The following is an 18,703-nucleotide window of genomic DNA, read 5'->3' as shown; positions in this document are numbered from 1 at the left end:
GGCCTTAGCGGGACCGGCTCCCGATGACGGCTTGCCGCGCCCGAAGCGCGATCTCCAGCTCGAAACGAATGTCCGGATCGGCCAGCTGATCGCCGTACAGCTCCTCGAGCTGCCGCAGCCGGTACCGGACGGTCTGCGGGTGCACGTGCAGCCGCGCGGCCACCTCGCCCGCGCCCCTGCCGTGCCGCAACCAGGCCAGCAGCGTCTCGGCCAGCCGATCCTGCTGAGCGGGCCGCAGATGGGCGAGGGGCGCGAGACGTACGTCGGCCAGAGCGCTGACCAGCTCCTCGTCCTTGAACACCACCAGCGTCGCCATGTGGTCCTCGCACCGCAGCAGCCCGCGCGGCAACACGCCGCGCCGTGACAGCTCCAGCGCCTCCCGCGCCCAGCGCAGCGACGTCGCCGCGGCGGTCATCGGCACGGCCGGCCCGATCGTGCCCCAGCGTCCACGCAACGCCTGCTCCAGCATCTGCGCCTGGCCGGGCCCACTGGGATCGGGCACCAGCAGGCACGGCACCGGCCGCTCCAGCCCCGCCAGCACGTCAGGCGGCAGCAGGGGCATACGGCAACCCCCAGGCCGAACGTCGAGTGCCACGCAGGCCACCGTCCTCGGCAGCCGCCAGCCCGCCGCCTTGGCCAGGTCCGCGATGGCCTCCGGACTGGCGGGCGGGTGGCTCAGCAGCAGGTCGAGGAGGCGGTTGCGGCGGCGTTCCATCTCGCCGGCGGCGTGCGTCCTGGCCTCCTCGAAGCCCTCGACCGCCGCGTCCGCCAGCTGGTCGAGGTAGACGAAGATGGCCTCGCCCAGGTCGTACAGGGATTGGGGAGACAACCCGAGGGGGCCGGCGAGCTCGGTCAGCCACCGCCAGCCGACCCGGGCGCCGAGGCGCATCGCGGTCTGGAGGGGCTCCAGGTTGCGGCCCTCGGCAGCCTCGCCTCTGCCGATCGCGCGGAACGGCTCCGGATCCCACGGGACGGCCGGGTGCTCGATGCGGTCGAGAAAACCCTCGATGGCCTGCTCGACCGCCATCCTGACGACCTTGATGTAGAGCTCGTCGTCCGGCCGGTCGTACTCGGGGATCCGGGCCTGGATCTCCTTGATCACCTCGTCGGAAACCCGGCCGATGCGCGACCTGAGCGTTGTCACGATGTCCGCGGGTGTACGGCTTTCGGTGATGTCACTCTTGATGGCCATCGTCCCTCCTGTCGCCATTGTGACGTAGGCGACAGAGGATGTGTAGCAAATGCTTGCTTCGGTATCACTTCTGTATAAAGGCGCCGAACTCCTCCACGTTGATCAGCCCGTCGCCGTCCTTGTCGAGCCTGCGCACCCCTTCCTGCGCGGCCTCCAACGTCACCGGCTGGCCGAGCACGTCCATGAGCCGGACGAGCTCGTCAGCGGAGATACGGCCGTCGTTGTCGGCATCGATGAGGTCGAAGGTGATCGTGTAGTCGCTCATGAAGTCGCCCTTCCGCGGATCCGATGTTCGCGTCAGACCTTAGTGGCGACCTGCCGTAGCGCGTCGATGAATGCCGCGACTTGTGGACTCTTGTCCTCATCTCTCCATGCGATCGCGAGCTCTCCGGGCGGCAGCCCCGCCACGGGCCGGTACACCATCCCGGGCCGGTTGTAGAGCGCCGCGTTCCCCTCGGCCACGAGCACCACGCCGAGCCCGCTGGTCACGGCCTCGAACACCTCCTCCGGCGTGTTGGCGGTGACCCCGACGACCGGCTCGTCGTCCCGCGCGTCGAGCCCGAGCCAGAAGTCCCGCAGCGGCCCCGCCGCCGCGGGCAACGCGATGAACGGCTCGTGCCGCAGGGCCTCGAACGGCACTTGCGCCAGCCCCGCCAGCCGGTGATCGGCGGGCAGGGCCACGCCTCTGGCTTCGGTGGCCAGCACGTACGTGCTCAGTCCCGCCGGCACCGGCAACCAGATGAACGCCACGTCCGAGGAGCCGTCCAGCAGCCCGCCACTGGGGTCGTCCCAGCCGACCAGCCGCAACGACACCTCCCACCCCGGCATGGCTGTCCTGAACCGCCGCAACGCCGCCTGCTGCAACCCGCGCCCCACGGCCGTCTGCATTCCGATCACCAGTGTCCCGGTGGGAGCGGCCGCCCGAGCGCTCTCCAGCCCCGCCGCCCACCGCTCGAGCAACTCCCGGGCGACCGGCACCAACACCTCGCCCTGCCGCGTGAGGACGACGCCGCTGTGCACCCGCTCGAACACCCGGAACCCGAGCTGCCGCTCCAACACCCTGAGCTGCTTGGACAGGGCCGGCTGCGACACGAACAACCGCTCGGCCGCCCGCGTCACATTGAGCTCCTCGGCCACGACCACGAAGCTCTTGAGCACCTTCAGATCCATGTATCAACCATGGACCACGCAAGCCGAGGGCTACCCTTCGCAGGTCACGTCCCCAGGTTCACAATCGCTGAGCTCGCCGCTGTTGTCTGGGCCTCCGTCCTTCGCGGGGATATGGAGAGACCACTCCAATGTCGCGTCAGCATTGGCAGAAGCGGGCGAACCCAGCAGGGCAACACTCAGCGCGATGAACGCGAGGCCGCCGACACGTCGGATACTGCGCATGACCTTCTCCTTGGCGGTATGTCCATACGGGACGCGGGTGACTCTAGAGATGCCCGGTATATCGCCGGTATGTCGCCGGTATGGGGCCGCCGACGCAAGTCCATAACCGCTGGTTATCGCAAGGGGACTTGGACACCGGGCACGCGTCCGCTGCAGGATCTGTCCCATGAAGACACGCAAGCTCGGAAATTTGCAGGTCCCCGCCATCGGCTACGGCGCCATGGTGCTGTCGCCGGGGATCTACGGCGATATCGACGACACCCGCGCCGCGGCGGCGCTGAAGGCGGCCCTGGACGGGGGCGCGACCCACGTGGACACCAGCGATGCGTACGGCGTGGACGGCCACAACGAGCGCCTGGTGGGCCGCGCGATCAAGGGCCGCAGGGAAGAGGTGGTGGTCGCGACCAAGTTCGGCCTGGCGATCCCGGAGGGGGAGCAGAGCCGGTCGCAGCCGGTCGGGTTCGCGTTCGGCGAGCTACGCGTGAACGCCGAGCCCCGCCTCGTCCGCCGCTACGCGGAGCGCAGCCTGCGCAACCTGGACACCGACGTGATCGACCTCTACTACGCCCACTACCCGGACCCGGGCGTGCCGATCGAGGACACGGTGGGCGCCATGGCGGACCTGGTGCGCGACGGCTTGATCAAGCACGTGGGCCTGTCCAACGTGACGGCCGCGCAACTGCGGGCCGCACACGCCGTGCACCCCGTGACGGCCGTCCAGAACGAGTGGTCGATGTGGCGCCCCGTGGACCCCGGCCTGCTCTCGGCCGCGCGCGACCTAGGCGTGGGCATCGTGGCGTGGAGCCCGCTGGGCACGGGTTTCCTGACCGGCACGGTCCAGTCCTTGGGCGAGGGCGACTTCCGTCACAACGCCCCCCGCTTCTCCGCGGACAACCTGGCCGCCAACAACGACCGCTACGCCCCCATCCGCAGCCTGGCCGCCCAGTTGGGCATCACCCCGGCCCAGCTCGCCCTGGCCTGGCTCCTGCACCAGGACGACCATGTGGCCACGATCCCCGGCAGCCGCACCCCGTCCCACATCGAGGAGAACCTGGCCGCTGCCGACCTGACCCTCCACCCGGACACCTTGGCCAGGGTGGACGAGGCCCTCACCACGTTCGAGGTCACCGGCGGCACCCTCCTCTAGGCGACGGGAGCGCTGGACGGCCGGCGTGACGTGGTGGCGGCCAACTGGCGCAGCCTGTCTTCCGACTCGGAGCCAGGCTCGGCGGCGAACAGATCCATCCCCTGCAGCTCAGGATCGCCGGGAAAGCCGACGAGCTCGGCGGACAGCCGCAGCTCGCCCACCACCGGATGGTTCAGGACGTAGTCGCGGTGGGTCGCGGCGGCCACGTGGTGCTCGTTCCACAGGGCCCGAAATTCGGGACTCCGGCTGCAGATCGCATCGACGTGCTCCATGATCGGCACATGCTTGGGGTAGCGCGCGGCCAGGAGCCGGAGCTGGGCCACATGTTCCTGAGCGAGGCGCGGCCACCCCTCGCCGTGCATGCGCTTGATCTCCGCATCCAGGAAGACCAGGTGAGCGATGGTCCTGCGATCTTCGGGGATCGCGGCGAAGTCGGCGAAGACCGCGGCGGCCAGCCGGTTCCAGGCGACCACATTGGCATGCCGCCCCAGAACGAAGGCCGGGGTGAGGATCATGGAGTCCAGCAGCCGCTGCAGCCCCGGCCGCACCGGGGTCTGCGGGCAGTCGTGGCATCGGTGTGCCGGGTGGGCCAGCGCGTGCAGGTAGGTCCGCTCGTCGGCGGTGAGCCGCAGCACGTCGGCGATGGAATCCAGCACTTCGGCCGACACGTTCTGACTGCGGCCCTGCTCCAGCCGGGTGTAGTGGGCGACGCTCACCCCGGCGAGCAGCGCCAGCTCCTCGCGGCGCAGCCCGCGCACCCGCCGCGTCCCATGGTTCTTGTACGGCACACCGGCGTCCTCCGGGCTCAGCCGCGCCCTGCGGGACTTGAGGAACTCGCTCAGTTCGGTTTCACGATCCACATCGATCCAGCCTAAGCAAGGTTTGCGTAGTCAAGACACGAGGCTGGCTGCGATTCGGGACCGCGACCAGGCTGTCCGGCATGCGATTCGTGATCCCTCTCGTACTCCTGGGCCTGGGCAGCATGATCACCGCCTTGGACTTCACCATTGTCTACGTTGCGCTGCCGCAGATCGCACGAGACGTGGGGTTCTCCCCTTACTCGCTGCAGTGGGTGGTCAGCGCCTACGCGGTGCCCTTCGGCGGCTTCCTGCTGCTCGGCGGCCGGTTGTCCGACATGGTGGGAAGACGGCGGATGTTCGTTCTGGGCATGCTGCTGTACGGCGTCGGCTCGCTCCTCGGCGGGCTGGCCACCTCTCCAGGTCTCCTGATCTGCGCGCGGGCGGTGCAGGGGCTGGGAGGCGCCGTCCTGATGCCCGCCACCTTGTCGCTGGTGGTCACCATGTTCGACGAAGGGCCGGCGCGCAATCGGGCGATGACCGTGTGGGCGGTCTGCGGTGCCAGTGGGCTCAGCCTCGGCGCACTGCTCGGCGGCCTGCTGACCGGCGCGTTCGGCTGGCCGGCGGTCTTCTTCGTGAACGTGCCGCTGACCACGGCGGGCGCCGTGGCGGCGTTCGCGGTGCTGACGCCGGACGCTGTCCGGCGGGTGGGCGGGTTCGACCTCCCTGGCGCTCTCACCGGCACGGCGGGCATCACGGGGCTGGTGTTCGCCATCGCGCACGGTGCCGAGCAGGGCTGGGCCTCCGCCGGCGCCGTGGCGTCCTTCGCCGCGGCAGCCGCGCTGCTCGCCGCCTTCCTGACGATCGAGGCCCGCAGCCGCAATCCGCTGATGCCGCTACGGCTGCTGGCCAACAGGCACACGAGCGCCGCGGCAGGGGCGATCCTGGTCTACGGCCTGACCTTGCAGTGTGTCCCGTACTTCCTCACCCTGCACTTCCAGGACGTCCTCGGCTACGACGCCATGCGGTCCGGGCTGGCCTTCCTCGGCCCGACGCTGGGCATCACCGCCGGCAATCTGCTCAGCGAGCGGCTGATCCCGCGCCTGGGACTGCGTGGCACGATGATCCTCAGTGTGCTGGTGGGCGTGGCGGGGACCGTGGTGCTGGCGTTGAGCCTGTCCGTCGGTGGATCCTACGCGGGCCTGCTGGCCGGACTCCTCGGCTTCGGCCTGGGCGCGGGACTGTCGTTCAACACCATGTTCATCGTCGCCGCGACCGGCGTGGCCCCGCACGAGCAGGGCGCGGTCTCCGGCCTCGCCTCCACTGTCCTGCAGGCGGGCAGCAGCGCGGGCCTGGCCATAATGGTGGCCGTGGCCGACCGCGACCTCACCCGCCTGACCGGGGAGGCGGTACGCGCCGCCACCGTCGATGGGCTGCGGTCCGCGATCTTCGTCGCCGCCGCGATCGCCGTGACCGGCGTGCTGGCCGCGCTGGCACTTCCCCGCGCAGCCCGGCTGTCATCGGAGTCTGAAATGGTCAGGAGATAGGCGAGGCCTCGACGAGCGCGGCCAGGTTCGCCAAGGCCATCCGCGTGCCCGTCTCGTTGTCGGTGATGGGCACGGCGTCGGGGATCCCGTCGTGCACGATCACGACATCTGTGCCGGAGCCGGCCTCGGTAAGCGTCGTCGTCATCGTCATGGTCCCGCGCAGCGCCGGATCCGCGGTCTCGAACTCCAGCACCTCGACCACCCGCTCGTCCGGGACGAGCTCCGCGAAGTGGCCATGGTAGGTGTCGGTGTGCGACGCCGACTTACCGGTTGGTCCAGGCGCGTCGTAGGTGAGTGAGACCCGGAACGAACCGCCTTCGCGAGCGTCGAACTCGTGGACGTGGCTGCTCATGCCTGCCGGCACCCGCCATTTCGCGATCGCGTCCGCATCCACGAGCGCCCGGTATACAGCCGACCGCGGCGCATTCACGTACTGAGAGACCCGCGTCGAGTACATGCGATCGACCTTAGCGACCGACCCGGACAATTCTCAGTGGTGCACTGCGCGTCGCGTCGCGTACCAGGTCTCTCCGGCTGGCTCGCCCGCCAGGTTCCAGCTCCATGACACGGTCGGCGTGATCCGGCTGTAGAGGCCCGGGCCGACCATCCCGACCCGTTCGACGGGCGGCTCGGCGAGGCCGTAGACCCGCACGCCGCGCGCGATGAACGGGTCGAACGACACCATGTCGTCCACGACCAGGGCGACCTTCAGATTGCCTGCCCGCAGGTTGCGGAACTTGCGGGTACGCAGCACTTCCTCGCCCGAACCGCCGATCCAGAAGCCCGTACCGTCGAACTCGAACGCGACCGGCACCACATCGGGCTGCCCGTCCCCGGACACGGTGGACAGCCGGGCGAGCGGCTGCGACTGCAGGTAGGCGATTTCTTCATCGGTGAACGACATGTCTTCTCCTTTCACCGTCCATACGAACGGGATCCTCCGGAATCGACACAGCCGATCTATAGCATGAGCGAAACCGCAGAGCAGGTAGAACGCATCCGTGGCGGGTAGCGGGAGCGAATGCGACTGACGTATACCTCCGACGTCTGGTGGAAAAACGCCGTCGTCTACTGCCTCGACGTGGAGACGTTCAAGGACGGCAACGGCGACGGCGTGGGCGACTTCCGCGGGTTGACGCAGCAGATCGACTATCTCGCCGGGCTCGGCGTGACCTGCCTCTGGCTCATGCCGTTCTTCCCCACCCCCAACAGGGACGACGGGTACGACATCACCGACTTCTACGGCGTCGACCCGCGGTTGGGGACGCTGGGCGACTTCGTGGAGTTCATGCGCACCGCCCATGACCGCGGCCTGCGGGTGATCGCGGACCTCGTCGTCAACCACACCTCCGACCAGCACCCCTGGTTCGCGCAGGCGCGTCAGAGCAAGGACTCGCCGATGCGGGACTGGTACGTCTGGTCCGACGCCCCCGAGCCGGACGACCCGAGCCAGGTGGTCTTCCCCGACAAGGAGAGCTCCTTCTGGGAGTACGACGAAGGGTCGGGGCAGTACTACCTGCACAGCTTCTACCGGCACCAGCCGGACCTGAACGTCGGCAACCCCGAGGTCAGGGACGAGATCGCGCGCATACTGGGCTTCTGGATGGAGCTCGGACTGGCCGGGTTCCGGGTGGACGCCGTGCCGTTCCTCATCGAGAACGTCAACCCCAAGCTGGCCACTCCGCACGAGTTCCTGGCCGACCTGCGGGCGTTCATGACCAGGCGCAAGGGCGGGTCGATCCTGCTCGGCGAGGTCAATGTCCCCTACCAGCAGTTAGTCCGCTACTTCGGCGAGGGCCTCGGCGACCAGATCACCATGTGCTTCGACTTCATCGGCATGCAGAACGCCTGGCTCGCACTGGCCCGCGCGGACGCGCGCCCGCTCGCCGCCGCCCTGCGTGAGCGCCCCCAGCCGCCGAAGGACTGCCAGTGGGCGATATTCCTGCGTAACCACGACGAGCTCACCCTGGACAAGCTGAGCGAGGGGGAGCGGCAGGAGGTCTTCCGGGCGTTCGGTCCGCGCGAGGACATGCAGATCTTCGGCCGTGGGCTGCGCCGCCGCCTGCCCACGATGCTGGGTGGGGACCTGCGGCGCGTCAAGATGGCCTACAGCCTGCTGTTCTCGCTGCCCGGCACCCCCGTGATCTTCTATGGCGAGGAGATCGGCATGGGGGAGAACCTCGACGAGGAAGGCCGCATGGCGGTCCGCATCCCGATGCAGTGGTCGGAGGACGGCGGCTTCAGCCAGACGGAGCCGGTACGCGAGATCCCCGAGGGCTCCTTCGCCCCCGACCGGGTGAACGTGGCCGACCAGAAGCGGGACACCGGCTCCCTCCTGCGCTGGTTCCAGCTCCTCATCGAGCGGTATCGGGAGTGCCCGGAGCTGGCATGGGGCGATTACACGGTGCTGGACAGCGGCCACCACGCCGTCCTGGCGCACCGCTGTGACGTGGACGGCGCCACGGTCGTGGTCGCGCACAACCTCTGCGACACGGCGGTGGACGTGGAGCTCACGCTGACCGGGCTCGAGGGCCAGGAGCTGACGGACCTGCTGGTGGACGGCACGCTCGAGGTGTCGGGCGACGGCGTGGTACGGGTGCCGCTGGACCCGCACGGCTGCTGCTGGCTGCGTGCGTCGCCGCCCGAAGTGCCGCCGGAGGACGCCTCGGTCAAATCCCAGTAGGTCAATCGCCCGTGGCGGCCGGCCAGGCGGACATCGCCAGCGTGGCGATGCGCAGGAGCTCATCGTGCCCGGCCCCGTCGCGGGACTGCGCTGACATGCCCTGGATCATCGAGGCGTAGAACCCGGCCAGGCCTGCCGTGTCGGTGTCCGCCGGGATGAGCCCGGCCGCCGCGTCGTCGTCGAACCGCCGCTTGAGCGCCGCCTTGGCCTGCTCCCTGAACCCGCGCAGCAACTCCTCCACCTCCGCGGACTCGGGCCCGCAGTTCACCGCGGCCGAGATGATCAGGCAGCCTCTCGGGTGCTCCTCGCTCGCGTACTCGGCGGCGGCCTCCCGGAGCACCCGCTCGATCGCCTGCCGCCCGGTCGGCTCCTCGGCCAGGGCGCGGGTGGTGAAGGCGCCGTAGGTCTCCTGGTAGCGGCGCACGGCCTCCTCGAACAGCCGCCGTTTGTCGCCGAAGGCGGCGTACAGGCTGGGCGGCCTGATGCCCATCGCGGCGGTGAGCGCGGCGATCGAGGTCGCCTCGTAGCCGTGCCGCCAGAACTCCCGCAGGGCGCTCTCCAGCGCCGTGTCCCGGTCGAATGCCCGCTGTCTGGCCATACACCCATTCTATAGCGATCGCTATGTTATAGTTTCTGTATCGATCGCTACAGAAAGGTGTTCGTCATGAAGACTGCCCTCGTGACGGGAGCGAGCCGGGGGATCGGCCGCGCCATCGCGTTGCGCCTGGCCTCGGACGGCTTCCGTGTGGCCATCACGTACGCCGCCGATGAGAGCGCGGCCAAGGAGGTGGTGAACCTCATCGGGAACGGCGCTTTCGCCGTTCAGGCGGACCTGGGCGTGCAGGAGGACGTCCAGAGGCTCACCGAGCGCCTCCGGCAGGAGACGCAGGTGCTCGACGTGCTGGTCAACAATGCGGGCATCGGCTCGTCGGGGCCCATCGGGCAGGAGACGCCGGAGGCGTACGACCGGGTCTTCGCTGTCAACGTCAAAGGACTGTTCTTCCTCACCCAGCAGGTGCTGCCGCTGATCCCTGACGGTGGCCGGATCGTCAACATCACCTCGGGCGTGGCCCGCATCGCCTTTCCCGAGGGCATCGCGTACGCGATGACGAAGGGCGCAGTGCAGGTGTTCTCGCTGGCGCTGGCAAAAGAGCTGGGCCCGCGCGGCATCACGGTCAACAACGTCGCGCCCGGCATCATCGACACCGACGCCAACGCGGCCTGGCTACGCGGCAACCCCGACGCGGAGGCGTACGCGGCGAGCCGCCACGCGCTCGGCCGGGTCGGGCAGGCCGACGAGATCGGGAACGCGGTCGCGTTCGCCGCCTCGGAGCAGGCGAGCTTCATCACCGGAAGCACCATCGACGCCACCGGCGGCGGCAACCTCTAGGAGCACCACGGAATGCCTGGACCTTCAGAGGTAGGACGGGCCGGTCACCCGGTGCCGGAAGGTCCACCACACCCACCCCTGCACCGCCACCAGCAGCGGGATCAGCCCCAGGATCACCGGCACCAGCAGGGACCCGGCCGTGCCGGGGTGCAGCGGCAACCGCAGCCCCGCCAGCATCCCGACGGCCACCAGCGCGGCCGCGGTCAGCGCGTACGTGCGGCCCTCTCCTGCTTCGCCGGACAATACGGCGGCCCGCTCCCGCAGCGCCCCGCGCAGCCGCAGCGCCGCGAACGTCAGCCCGTGCGTGGCGAACAACGCGGCCACCACGAGGGCGGGCAGCAGGGCGATCGGCCCATGGATGCCCAGCAGCACATGGCTGAGCAGCAGGCCCCAGCTCAGCGCCAGACCCCAGCTGCCCGCCACGGTCGCGCCGTCCCAGAACCCCGCCCACCGCCTGCCCGGCACCCGCCCGCGCAGCCACAGCCCCATGTCCCGCACGACCCACGCCACCAGCAGCCCCACGACCACCGAATAGTTCCCGCTCAGCAGCTCGCCCTCCAACTCGGGGAAGAGCCCCGCGAGCACACCGGCCGTCGCCACCAGCCACACCTCGTTGCCGAGGAAGAACGGCGCGATCGCGGCGATCACCTCGCGCCGCTCGTCCGCCGAGCGCCCCAGGTACGGCAGCGTCATGCCGACCCCGATGTCGGCCCCGGCCAGCACGAGGTAGCCGAGCGCGAAGAAGGCCAGGATGAAGATCTCCATGATCGGCTCCCTAGAAGCTGAGAACGGGGGCGGAGGGGGTGTCGAGCGGGCGGTCGCCCAGGGCCACGGCGCCGGGCCCGCGCCGGGCGTGCCTGGCCAGCAGCCAGTAGTTGACCAGGATGAGGACGGAGAAGACACCGGTGAAGGCCGCGATCGACAGCCGCATCTGGCCCGCGGTCACCGGCGACATCGCGTCGGACGTCTTCAGCAGCCCGTACACGGCCCAGGGCTGCCGTCCCACCTCACGGAAGATCCAGCCAGAGATCATGGTGACGAACGGCACGGGGATCATCAGCGTCAGCAGCCAGTGCCAGAGCCGGAATCCCCGCACCACCGGCCGGAAGGCCATCAGCAGGAAGCTCAGCAGCGCGACCAGCGTCATCACCACCCACAGCAGCATCATCGTGAGTCCGGCGCCATACACCCAGCCGACCGGCGGCAGATAGTCGCCGGGCCCGTGCGCGGCGACCATCGCTGCCTGGACCTCGGCCCGCTCGGCGGCCGATCCCGACCAGGCCGCGAGCTTGCTCGGCTGCATGGTCTCGAACCCGAGCCCGCCGAACGTCACCGTGAACATCGTCGCCGGCAGCGCCACCCCGATCCCGAGCCGCAAGGACTTGCGGAAGAAGTCCTGCTCGGCGGTGCGCTTGCGCAGGTGGTACGCGCTCACCCCGGCCATGAAGAACCCGCCGGTGATCATCGCGCCGCCCATCACGTGCCCGAACGCGACCTGTGCCGCCGGGTTGGCCACCATCGCGCCGAAGTCGACCAGCCGCAGCGTGTCGCCGTCCACCACGTGGCCGACCGGGTTCTGCAGGAAGCCGTTCGCGATCAGGATCCAGAACGCCGACGCGTAAGCCGTCAGCGTGACGATCCAGATCAGCGCCAGGTGCGCCCACCGGTTCAGCTTGTTCCAGCCGAAGATCCACAGGCCCAGGAACGTGGACTCGATGAAGAACGCCACCAGCGTCTCGATCGCCAGCGCCGAGCCGAAGACGTTGCCCGCGTACTCGGTGAGACCACTCCACGACAGCCCCAGCTGGAACTCCATGACCAGCCCGGTGACGATGCCCATCGCGTAGTTGATGATGTAGAGCTGGCCCCAGAACCGTGTCATCCGCAGGTGGACCGGGCTGCCGGACAGCGTCGCCCGGGTCTGGATGACGGCCACCAGCGTCGCCAGGCCGAGCGTCAGCGCCACGAAGAGAAAATGCGCGCCCGCGGTGAGCGCGAACTGCAGGCGGGCGAGGTCCACGGTTTCCATGCTCAGAGCATCCGGGTACGGCTACGCCCGCCGCGTCCGCCTCAGGCGGTCACCTGCGTACATCCCTGGGATGTAGAGCGCCGTCCTGCATACATCTCAGGGTGTAAGCCAGCCAGGAGTGATCATGCCGGCCTCGTAGGCGAGCACCACGACCTGGGCTCTGTCGCGGACCGACAACTTCGTCATGATGCGGCTGACGTGCGTCTTCGCGGTGGCGGGGCTGAGCACGAGCCGGGCCGCGATCTCGTCGTTCGACAGGCCCGCGGCCACCAGCGTCATGACCTCGCGCTCGCGCTCGGTGAGCGCGTTGAGCTCGGGTCCCGGCTCGGGGCGCTTGACCCGGCCGGCGAACTCGGCGATCAGCCGCCGGGTGACCGACGGCGAGATCAGCGCGTCGCCCCTGGCCACGACCCGGACCGCGTGGATCAGCTCGGCCGGCTCGGTGTCCTTGACCAGGAAGCCGCTCGCGCCGGCCCGCAGCGCGCCGTAGACGTAGTCGTCCAGGTCGAACGTGGTCAGGATGATCACCTTGACGCCGTCGAGCCGCGGGTCGCCGGCGATCTGGCGGGTGGCCTCCAGACCGTCGAGCTCGGGCATGCGGATGTCCATCAGCACGACGTCGGGGCGGTGCTCGCGGGCCCCGGTGATGGCCGCCGCCCCGTTGGGGGCCTCGGCGACGACCTCGATGTCGTCCTCGTCGCTGAGTATGGACCGGAACCCGGCGCGCACCAGGGTCTGATCGTCGGCGAGTAACACGCGGATCATCGCACTCCGTTCAACGGCAGGCGGGCGACGACGCGGAAGCCGCCCTCGGGGCGGGGGCCCGCCTCCAGGGTGCCGCCGAGCGCGCTCGCCCGTTCGCGCATGCCCTGCAGGCCGAAGCCGCTGCCTCCCTCGTAGGAGGCGCCCGGCCCCTCATCCTCCACGCGGATCATGATATTTCCGGACGTGTTGCTGACGGCCAGCGTGGCCTGCGTCGTACCGGAATGGCGGGAGACGTTCGTCAGCGCCTCCCTGATGATGCGGGTGGCGGCCAGGTCCACCTCGGTCGGCACCGCGTCGAGCGGGCCCGCCAGCTCCGTGCGTACCTCCAGGCCGGAGGCGGCGACCAGCGCGTCCAACCGCGTCAGGCTGTCAGGGGGCGCGGTCGGCGCGTGCTCGTCCACTTGCCGCAGCACTCCGAGCGTGGTGCGCAGCTCGCGCAGCGTCTCCTTGCTGGTGTCCTTGATCGTCCGCAGTGCCGTCTCGGCGTCCTCGGGCCGCTTCTTCAGCCCGTGCAGCGCGGCGGCCGCCTGCACATTGATCATCGAGATGTTGTGCCCGAGCACGTCGTGCAACTCGCGGGCGATGCGCAGGCGCTCCTCGCTCTCGCGGCGCATGGCCTCCTCCTCCTTGCTGTGCTCGGCGTCGATCGCGCGCCGCTCGGCCTCCTCCAGGTAGGCGCGCCGGTTGCGGGTGACCCCGCCGAACGCGATGGCCGCCACCACCCAGCCGGCGATCGCGACGAACATGCTGTCGTCCACGTGCCGGGGGCCGTCGAGCTCGCCGATCCCCATGCCGAGCAGCAACACCGCGCCGACCGTGATGGCCGCGATGAGGCGGCCCCGGTCGGCGGCGGTGTAGAGGACCATGAACGCCAGCACGATCAGCGGCCCGTCGAGCCCCGCCCACGGATAGTAGATGGCGACGGACACGGCCACGACGATCAGCGCCGCCACGGGATACGCACGCCGCGCCAGCAGTCCGGCGCAGGCGATGATCGGCAGCACCACATCCAGCCTGTTCAGCTGCCTGTCGGCGCGGAAGGCGTAAGTGATCAACAGCCCGGCCAGCACCGCCGCGATCGCCACGAGCGACACGATCGTGCTGGTGGACGGCCTTCGCATGCCTCCCATTCTGTAAGGGTAGAGCCGATGAATGAGCACCAAGGACGAACTCCGGCAGGTCGAAGAGGACCTGGCACGGCTGCGAGCCGAGAACCGGGACATTCGCGAGCAGATGCGCGACATGGGCGTGACCGACCAGATCGAGAAGGCGGCCATCATCAGCCAGGCGGATGAGCAGATCGAGCTGATCGCCGATCTCGAGCTCCGCCGCGACTGGCTGCTTCAGCGACTGGCCGAGGGAAAAGAGTGATGAGGCGGCTCATCTCCTTAGCGGAGCGCCGACCTCGTGCAGGTGTCGCAACGCCTGCCCGTACGAGTCGAGCAGCCCGGTCTGCAGGTAGCTGACGCCGATCTCCGCGCAGTACTGCTGGACGATGGGTTGCGCCCGGCGCAGGCTCGGGGCCGGCATGTTGGGGAACAGATGGTGTTCGATCTGGTAGTTGAGCTGGCCGAGCGCCACGTCGGCGAACCAGCCGCCCCTAACATTGCGCGACGTGAGCACCTGCTTACGCAGAAAGTCGAGCTTGTCCTCCTTCGTCAGCACGGGCATCCCCTTATGGTTCGGCGCGAACGTGCACCCCAGGTACAGCCCGAACAACCCCTGATGCACCACTAGGAACAGCAGTGCCTTGCCGGCCGGCAACACCGTGAAGACCGCTCCGAAGTACGCCGCGAAATGCACGACCAGCAGCCCTAGCTCTGGTGCGCGCCGCTTGGCCGAGGGCTTGAACAGCGCTTTGACGCTGGCCACGTGGAGGTGCCAGGCCTCGAGGGTGAGCAGGGGGAAGAACCAGTAAGCCTGATATTTCGCGATGAAGCGCGGCAATCCCCGGCTCTTGATGGCCTGATCGGTCGACCAGACGATGACCGCGGGGGAGACGTCCGGGTCGTGGTCCTCGTGGTTGGGATTGGCGTGGTGGCGATTGTGCTTGCTGGTCCACCAGCCCCAGCCGAGCCCGACGCCGAGGTTGCCGATCAGCAGTCCCGCCACGTCGCTCGATTGCCGCCTTCTGAAGACCTGCCGGTGCCCGATGTCGTGGGCGACGAACCCGAACTGCGCGAACACCACGGCCAGCGCGGCCGCGACCAGCAACTGCAGCCACGAGTCGCCGAGCCAGGCGAACAGCGTCCAGCAGCCGACGTAGACGACGACGGCGATGGTGATCCGCGTCGCGTAATAAAAGGGACGCCGGTCCAGTAGACCGGCGTCCGCAATGGTGTGGGCTAGTCGGGCGAAGTCGCTTCCCCGAGTGTCGAGCGTGCCAGGGCTGACCACAGGTCTCCTTACCTCGCGGTGCACGTTGCCTCAACCCTGTCGTATCGGGGCGGCGTGCGGTAGCCCGTCTTGTCACAGGGCTGAGAGCAGTCTCAGCGCCGGCCGCGCGTCCTGGCATGCAACAGTCCGCGTCAGGAGAAAACCTTGGCCTTGAGTGAGGGGATCCTGTGGACGAGGCGGAGGAAGGACTTGAAGCCCATCCGCGCGATCCGGTTCTCCCCGACGAACTGCTGAGCCGAGCGCAGCGAGTCGCGTACGGCGGCGAAGCCGTACTCCCGCATCTCGGCTTCGTACCCGGCGATGGCCTCGATCGGGTCGCCGCCGGCGGTCAGGGCGCGGCACAGCAGGCGGGCGTCGCGCAGGGCGGTGTTCGCGCCGATGCCGCGCATGGGGGTCATGCTGTGAATGGCGTCGCCCAGCAGGGTGATGTTCGTGGCCGGCCAGGGGTCGATCGGGATGGAGGTGCGGATCGGCAGCAGGCTGACGGTGTCGGGATGCGACAGGTCGATCATCCTGCGGAGGTCCGGGTGCCACGACCTGATCATCTGTGCGACGGTGTCCTTGAGCTGCTGGCCCGACATTTCGGAAATGTCGGACGGGAACCGCCCGGCCGCCGCGCCGACCGCCCACAACACGTAACTGCTGGTGTTGTCCATCAGCGCACCCTCCAGCTCGGTCACCCCGATCCCGCTGGCCTGCTCGGTCATCCCGATCCCGCCGGTCGCGGGCGCGAGGTCGCTCAGGTCGTGCGGCGCGCAGAACAGCCCGATGCCCTTGGGCGGGATGATGCTGTTGGGCCCGTCCACCAGCCGTGGCGCCAGCAGCTTCCTGGTCTCGTCGGTGAGGGGGAACTTGCCCGCCACGGTCGTGATCCCGGTGTCCACCCGCTCGGCGTGCGGCAGATACTGCCGACGCACCCGGGAGTTCCCGCCGTCCGCGGCGACCACGATGTCCGCGGTCTCGCTCGTGCCGTCCGCGAAGAACAGCTCCACCCGCCCGTCGGGCAGGCGCTCATACCTCTCGTACGTCTTCCCGAACCGTACGACGTCGTCCAGCCCTGACAGCAGCACCTGCCTGAGCGTGATGCGGCTGACCGAGTGGTGGTCGTCGGCGGGATCGGCCGCTTCGGGCGTCTCGATCAGCGTCAGCAGGTCGAGCTGCTCGGTGAGGAAGCCGAAGTCCTGCCCGCCCCGCCCGGTCGTGTCCAGGAAGGACCGCCACAGGTGGTCCGGCAGGCAGTCGCGCAGCGCGCGGGCGCCGTTCGGATCGATGTGCACCCGGTATCCCTGCAGCCGGTCGGCCGGTGTCCGGTCCCGCTCGTAGACGGTCACGTCACAGCCTGCCTTGCGCAGTCCCTGGGCCAGGCAGAGCCCGCCGATCCCGCCACCGATGATCGCAATGTGGTGTGTCATGGCTCCAACTATCAACCGTTTGGATAATTCTGTCAACCATCCGGTTGGATGATAGAGTTCGAGCATGAGACGAGCACCGGAGGAGAGGCAACGCGATCCCGAGCGCACGAAGGCCCGGATCCTGCAGGCGGCGTTGGAGGAGTTCGCCGCCAAGGGGTTTGCTGGGGCGCGGGTCAACGAGATCGCCGCCAGGGCCGGGGTGAACAAGCAGCTGATCTCGTACTATTTCGGCGGCAAAGAGGGCCTCTACCAGGCGATCACCACCCGCTGGCAGAGTGAGGAGAGCGCGTTCGCCGACCGCACGTCCTCCCTGGGTGCGCTCGTGGCCGGATATGTGCGGGCCAACGCCGAGCGACGGGACTTCGGCAAGCTCCTGGTCTGGCAGGGGCTGACCGACGACGGCCCGCCCGATGCCGCGTTCGCCGAGGACGTGCGCCGCGACCTGGAAGGACTGCGGAAGCGCCAGGAGGCGGGCGAGCTCCCCGCGGATCTCGATCCGGCCGCCGTGCTGGTGGCGTTCTTCGCGATGGCCGCGGCCGGCATCTCGTTCCCGCAGCTGGTCCGGGCCGCCTTCGACCTCGATCCCGCCTCGCCCGAGTTCGCCGGGCACTATGCCGAGCAGCTGGAGAAACTGGTCGGGCACCTGGCCGAGGTCACCGATTCGTAAGATCCACCGGACCCGGGCAGGTGTTGGATCGGCGGCATGCGCGTGCTCCTCACCGGCTCCGCCGGCTTCATCGGCAGCCACGTCGCCGAAGCGCTCGACTGCGAGGTCGTCCCCGCCGACCTGCGTACCGGCGTGGACGTGCGGGACGGCGCGGCCCTGGACCGCCTCCTGCCCGGCGTCGACGCCGTCGTCCACCAGGCCGCCAAGGTCGGCCTCGGCGTCGACGTGGCCGACCTGCCCGACTACGCCTCGGTCAACGCGTACGGCACAGCGACCCTGCTGGCGGCCATGGCCAGGCACGGCGTCGGGCGGCTCGTGCTGGCCTCGTCCATGGTCGTGTACGGGGAAGGCGCCTACGACTGTCCCCGCCACGGCCCCGTCCGCCCCGGGCCGAGGCGGTCCACGGACCTGGAGCAAGGCCTCTTCGACCCCCGCTGCCCTCGGTGCGACAGCGTCCTCTCCCCTTCGGTCGTCGAGGAGGACGCCCCGCTCGACCCCCGCAACGCCTACGCCACGACCAAGCTGGCCCAGGAACACCTGGCCGCCAACTGGGCCCGGGAAACCGGCGGCACCGCCGTGGCTCTGCGCTACCACAACGTTTACGGCCCCCGCATGCCCCGGAACACGCCCTATGCCGGAGTGGCGTCCATCTTCCTGTCGGCTCTGCTGTCCGGGCGGGCGCCCCAGGTCTTCGAGGACGGCGGCCAGCGCCGCGACTTCGTCCACGTGCGTGACGTGGCCAGGGCCAACGTGCTGGCGCTCCGGGCCGGCGTGGCGGGGGCGCTGACGCCGTACAACATCGCCAGCGGCACCCCACACACAGTCGGCGACCTCGCCGCAGCCCTGGCCATCCACACAGGCGGCCCAGACCCGGTGACCACAGGCGCCTACCGCCTCGGCGACGTCCGCCACATTGTCGCTTCTCCAGCCCGGGCGGTCGCCGGCCTGGGTTTCACGGCCGAGATCTCCTTTGAAGACGGCATGAAGGAGTTCGCCCGGCGTTAGAGGCTTTGACCGTGTTCCGCAAGACAGGGATGCGCGACGATCGCGAGGCCAAGCGGGCGTGGAGAGCCATGCGGCGCTGTATCGCGCTTGAGCACACCGTCGATGAGGAGGAAGCAGGGGCATGAGCGAGGAGAGCTGGCGAGAGCTCAGAGACCGCCGGATGACCGAGCTGGGCTGGCACGCGAGGCAGGCATGACTCAGTCCGCGGTGGCGAGGGTTTGAGGCTGGAGGGACGGTGCCGACGTTGCCCGTCCTGGAGCGGTTGGCGCGTGCCCTGGAC

At 69.3% G+C, this 18,703-nt stretch carries 20 protein-coding genes; 7 read left to right on the top strand and 13 right to left on the bottom strand.

All coding sequences use genetic code 11. The features are described from left to right. Positions 1-4: 4 nt before the first annotated feature. The 3 genes from Q9G87_RS28840 to Q9G87_RS28830 all read right to left on the bottom strand — a co-directional run bounded on the left by Q9G87_RS28840 (position 5) and on the right by Q9G87_RS28830 (position 2,362). The gene (locus tag Q9G87_RS28840) at positions 5-1,192 is read right to left on the bottom strand and encodes a helix-turn-helix domain-containing protein (protein ID WP_305919623.1); all 1,188 of its coding nucleotides are present in this window, start codon (positions 1,190-1,192) and stop codon (positions 5-7) included. A gap of 64 nt (positions 1,193-1,256) precedes the next feature. Beyond that, complete coding sequence (locus Q9G87_RS28835) at positions 1,257-1,457, bottom strand: EF-hand domain-containing protein (RefSeq protein WP_305919622.1); 201 nt, start codon at positions 1,455-1,457, stop codon at positions 1,257-1,259. A 32-nt stretch (positions 1,458-1,489) separates the two neighbouring features. After that, positions 1,490-2,362, bottom strand: coding sequence for a LysR family transcriptional regulator (locus tag Q9G87_RS28830; RefSeq protein WP_305919621.1), 873 nt, complete (start codon positions 2,360-2,362; stop codon positions 1,490-1,492). Positions 2,363-2,750: 388 nt separating this feature from the next. Here Q9G87_RS28830 and Q9G87_RS28825 point away from each other — a divergent pair, with 388 nt between their 5' ends. Continuing rightward, complete coding sequence (locus tag Q9G87_RS28825; RefSeq protein ID WP_305919620.1) at positions 2,751-3,731, top strand: aldo/keto reductase; 981 nt, start codon at positions 2,751-2,753, stop codon at positions 3,729-3,731. Here Q9G87_RS28825 and Q9G87_RS28820 read toward each other — a convergent pair. Then, a complete protein-coding gene (locus tag Q9G87_RS28820; RefSeq protein WP_305919619.1) occupies positions 3,728-4,591 on the bottom strand; it encodes a helix-turn-helix domain-containing protein in 864 nt (287 codons plus the stop codon). The genes Q9G87_RS28825 and Q9G87_RS28820 overlap by 4 nt on opposite strands. An 80-nt stretch (positions 4,592-4,671) precedes the next feature. On the opposite strand from Q9G87_RS28820, the gene Q9G87_RS28815 reads away from it, so the two are divergent. After that, positions 4,672-6,075 carry an MFS transporter gene (locus Q9G87_RS28815; RefSeq protein ID WP_305919618.1) on the top strand — a complete coding sequence of 468 codons (1,404 nt, stop codon included), beginning with the start codon at positions 4,672-4,674 and terminating at the stop codon, positions 6,073-6,075. Here Q9G87_RS28815 and Q9G87_RS28810 read toward each other — a convergent pair. Then, complete coding sequence (locus Q9G87_RS28810; RefSeq protein ID WP_305919617.1) at positions 6,065-6,532, bottom strand: SRPBCC domain-containing protein; 468 nt, start codon at positions 6,530-6,532, stop codon at positions 6,065-6,067. The two genes, Q9G87_RS28815 and Q9G87_RS28810, sit on opposite strands and share 11 nt — an antisense overlap. A gap of 33 nt (positions 6,533-6,565) precedes the next feature. After that, positions 6,566-6,979 carry a PPOX class F420-dependent oxidoreductase gene (locus Q9G87_RS28805; protein ID WP_305919616.1) on the bottom strand — a complete coding sequence of 138 codons (414 nt, stop codon included), beginning with the start codon at positions 6,977-6,979 and terminating at the stop codon, positions 6,566-6,568. A gap of 117 nt (positions 6,980-7,096) precedes the next feature. Between Q9G87_RS28805 and Q9G87_RS28800 the strand changes: the two genes are divergently transcribed. Beyond that, positions 7,097-8,758, top strand: a complete 1,662-nt coding sequence (locus tag Q9G87_RS28800) for an alpha-amylase family protein (RefSeq protein WP_305919615.1) — start codon at positions 7,097-7,099, stop codon at positions 8,756-8,758. A 1-nt stretch (position 8,759) separates the two neighbouring features. Here Q9G87_RS28800 and Q9G87_RS28795 read toward each other — a convergent pair whose 3' ends face one another. Beyond that, the gene (locus tag Q9G87_RS28795; protein ID WP_305919614.1) at positions 8,760-9,356 is read right to left on the bottom strand and encodes a TetR/AcrR family transcriptional regulator; all 597 of its coding nucleotides are present in this window, start codon (positions 9,354-9,356) and stop codon (positions 8,760-8,762) included. Between the two features lie 66 nt (positions 9,357-9,422). On the opposite strand from Q9G87_RS28795, the gene Q9G87_RS28790 reads away from it, so the two are divergent. Next, positions 9,423-10,148 (top strand): SDR family NAD(P)-dependent oxidoreductase, encoded by a 726-nt coding sequence (locus Q9G87_RS28790; protein WP_305919613.1) that lies wholly within the window; start codon positions 9,423-9,425, stop codon positions 10,146-10,148. Between the two features lie 24 nt (positions 10,149-10,172). On the opposite strand, the gene Q9G87_RS28785 is transcribed toward Q9G87_RS28790, so the two are convergent. The 4 genes from Q9G87_RS28785 to Q9G87_RS28770 form a co-directional block, all read right to left on the bottom strand. Continuing rightward, entirely contained in the window at positions 10,173-10,913 is a 741-nt protein-coding gene (locus Q9G87_RS28785; RefSeq protein WP_305919612.1) for a cytochrome d ubiquinol oxidase subunit II, read from the bottom strand. A gap of 10 nt (positions 10,914-10,923) precedes the next feature. Then, complete coding sequence (locus Q9G87_RS28780) at positions 10,924-12,177, bottom strand: cytochrome ubiquinol oxidase subunit I (protein WP_305919611.1); 1,254 nt, start codon at positions 12,175-12,177, stop codon at positions 10,924-10,926. Positions 12,178-12,273: 96 nt separating this feature from the next. After that, positions 12,274-12,942 (bottom strand): response regulator, encoded by a 669-nt coding sequence (locus tag Q9G87_RS28775; protein ID WP_305919610.1) that lies wholly within the window; start codon positions 12,940-12,942, stop codon positions 12,274-12,276. Continuing rightward, positions 12,939-14,063 (bottom strand): sensor histidine kinase, encoded by a 1,125-nt coding sequence (locus tag Q9G87_RS28770; protein ID WP_305919609.1) that lies wholly within the window; start codon positions 14,061-14,063, stop codon positions 12,939-12,941. The genes Q9G87_RS28775 and Q9G87_RS28770 overlap by 4 nt, the downstream gene beginning before the upstream one ends. Before the next feature lie 31 nt (positions 14,064-14,094). On the opposite strand from Q9G87_RS28770, the gene Q9G87_RS28765 reads away from it, so the two are divergent. Further along, entirely contained in the window at positions 14,095-14,313 is a 219-nt protein-coding gene (locus Q9G87_RS28765) for a hypothetical protein (protein ID WP_305919608.1), read from the top strand. Between the two features lie 9 nt (positions 14,314-14,322). On the opposite strand, the gene Q9G87_RS28760 is transcribed toward Q9G87_RS28765, so the two are convergent. Together Q9G87_RS28760 and Q9G87_RS28755 are read right to left on the bottom strand one after the other, a co-directional pair. Beyond that, positions 14,323-15,339 (bottom strand): fatty acid desaturase family protein, encoded by a 1,017-nt coding sequence (locus Q9G87_RS28760; protein ID WP_371825841.1) that lies wholly within the window; start codon positions 15,337-15,339, stop codon positions 14,323-14,325. Between the two features lie 131 nt (positions 15,340-15,470). Further along, positions 15,471-16,751, bottom strand: coding sequence for an FAD-dependent oxidoreductase (locus Q9G87_RS28755; RefSeq protein ID WP_305919607.1), 1,281 nt, complete (start codon positions 16,749-16,751; stop codon positions 15,471-15,473). A gap of 64 nt (positions 16,752-16,815) precedes the next feature. Here Q9G87_RS28755 and Q9G87_RS28750 point away from each other — a divergent pair, with 64 nt between their 5' ends. Together Q9G87_RS28750 and Q9G87_RS28745 are read left to right on the top strand one after the other, a co-directional pair. Continuing rightward, positions 16,816-17,418, top strand: coding sequence for a TetR/AcrR family transcriptional regulator (locus tag Q9G87_RS28750; RefSeq protein ID WP_305919606.1), 603 nt, complete (start codon positions 16,816-16,818; stop codon positions 17,416-17,418). Between the two features lie 36 nt (positions 17,419-17,454). Further along, on the top strand, positions 17,455-18,423 hold the full coding sequence (locus Q9G87_RS28745; RefSeq protein ID WP_305919605.1) for an NAD-dependent epimerase/dehydratase family protein: 969 nt from the start codon (positions 17,455-17,457) through the stop codon (positions 18,421-18,423). The last annotated feature ends 280 nt before the right edge of the window (positions 18,424-18,703 follow it).

This window comes from Nonomuraea turcica (assembly GCF_030718205.1).
Taxonomy (GTDB): Bacteria; Actinomycetota; Actinomycetes; order Streptosporangiales; family Streptosporangiaceae; genus Nonomuraea.
Note: the sequence above shows the minus strand (reverse complement) of the source record. Positions and strands in the feature narration are given on the sequence as shown.

What these genes read in the sequence shown, in the direction of transcription:
- Q9G87_RS28775 (WP_305919610.1), bottom strand. Translation starts at nt 12,942, where the DNA reads ATGATCCGCGTGTTACTCGCCGACGATCAGACCCTGGTGCGCGCCGGG.
- Q9G87_RS28745 (WP_305919605.1), top strand. Translation starts at nt 17,455, where the DNA reads ATGCGCGTGCTCCTCACCGGCTCCGCCGGCTTCATCGGCAGCCACGTC.
- Q9G87_RS28810 (WP_305919617.1), bottom strand. Translation starts at nt 6,532, where the DNA reads ATGTACTCGACGCGGGTCTCTCAGTACGTGAATGCGCCGCGGTCGGCT.
- Q9G87_RS28755 (WP_305919607.1), bottom strand. Translation starts at nt 16,751, where the DNA reads ATGACACACCACATTGCGATCATCGGTGGCGGGATCGGCGGGCTCTGC.
- Q9G87_RS28795 (WP_305919614.1), bottom strand. Translation starts at nt 9,356, where the DNA reads ATGGCCAGACAGCGGGCATTCGACCGGGACACGGCGCTGGAGAGCGCC.
- Q9G87_RS28815 (WP_305919618.1), top strand. Translation starts at nt 4,672, where the DNA reads ATGCGATTCGTGATCCCTCTCGTACTCCTGGGCCTGGGCAGCATGATC.
- Q9G87_RS28750 (WP_305919606.1), top strand. Translation starts at nt 16,816, where the DNA reads ATGAGACGAGCACCGGAGGAGAGGCAACGCGATCCCGAGCGCACGAAG.
- Q9G87_RS28840 (WP_305919623.1), bottom strand. Translation starts at nt 1,192, where the DNA reads ATGGCCATCAAGAGTGACATCACCGAAAGCCGTACACCCGCGGACATC.
- Q9G87_RS28770 (WP_305919609.1), bottom strand. Translation starts at nt 14,063, where the DNA reads ATGCGAAGGCCGTCCACCAGCACGATCGTGTCGCTCGTGGCGATCGCG.
- Q9G87_RS28835 (WP_305919622.1), bottom strand. Translation starts at nt 1,457, where the DNA reads ATGAGCGACTACACGATCACCTTCGACCTCATCGATGCCGACAACGAC.
- Q9G87_RS28765 (WP_305919608.1), top strand. Translation starts at nt 14,095, where the DNA reads ATGAGCACCAAGGACGAACTCCGGCAGGTCGAAGAGGACCTGGCACGG.
- Q9G87_RS28785 (WP_305919612.1), bottom strand. Translation starts at nt 10,913, where the DNA reads ATGGAGATCTTCATCCTGGCCTTCTTCGCGCTCGGCTACCTCGTGCTG.
- Q9G87_RS28790 (WP_305919613.1), top strand. Translation starts at nt 9,423, where the DNA reads ATGAAGACTGCCCTCGTGACGGGAGCGAGCCGGGGGATCGGCCGCGCC.
- Q9G87_RS28780 (WP_305919611.1), bottom strand. Translation starts at nt 12,177, where the DNA reads ATGGAAACCGTGGACCTCGCCCGCCTGCAGTTCGCGCTCACCGCGGGC.
- Q9G87_RS28830 (WP_305919621.1), bottom strand. Translation starts at nt 2,362, where the DNA reads ATGGATCTGAAGGTGCTCAAGAGCTTCGTGGTCGTGGCCGAGGAGCTC.
- Q9G87_RS28805 (WP_305919616.1), bottom strand. Translation starts at nt 6,979, where the DNA reads ATGTCGTTCACCGATGAAGAAATCGCCTACCTGCAGTCGCAGCCGCTC.
- Q9G87_RS28825 (WP_305919620.1), top strand. Translation starts at nt 2,751, where the DNA reads ATGAAGACACGCAAGCTCGGAAATTTGCAGGTCCCCGCCATCGGCTAC.
- Q9G87_RS28800 (WP_305919615.1), top strand. Translation starts at nt 7,097, where the DNA reads ATGCGACTGACGTATACCTCCGACGTCTGGTGGAAAAACGCCGTCGTC.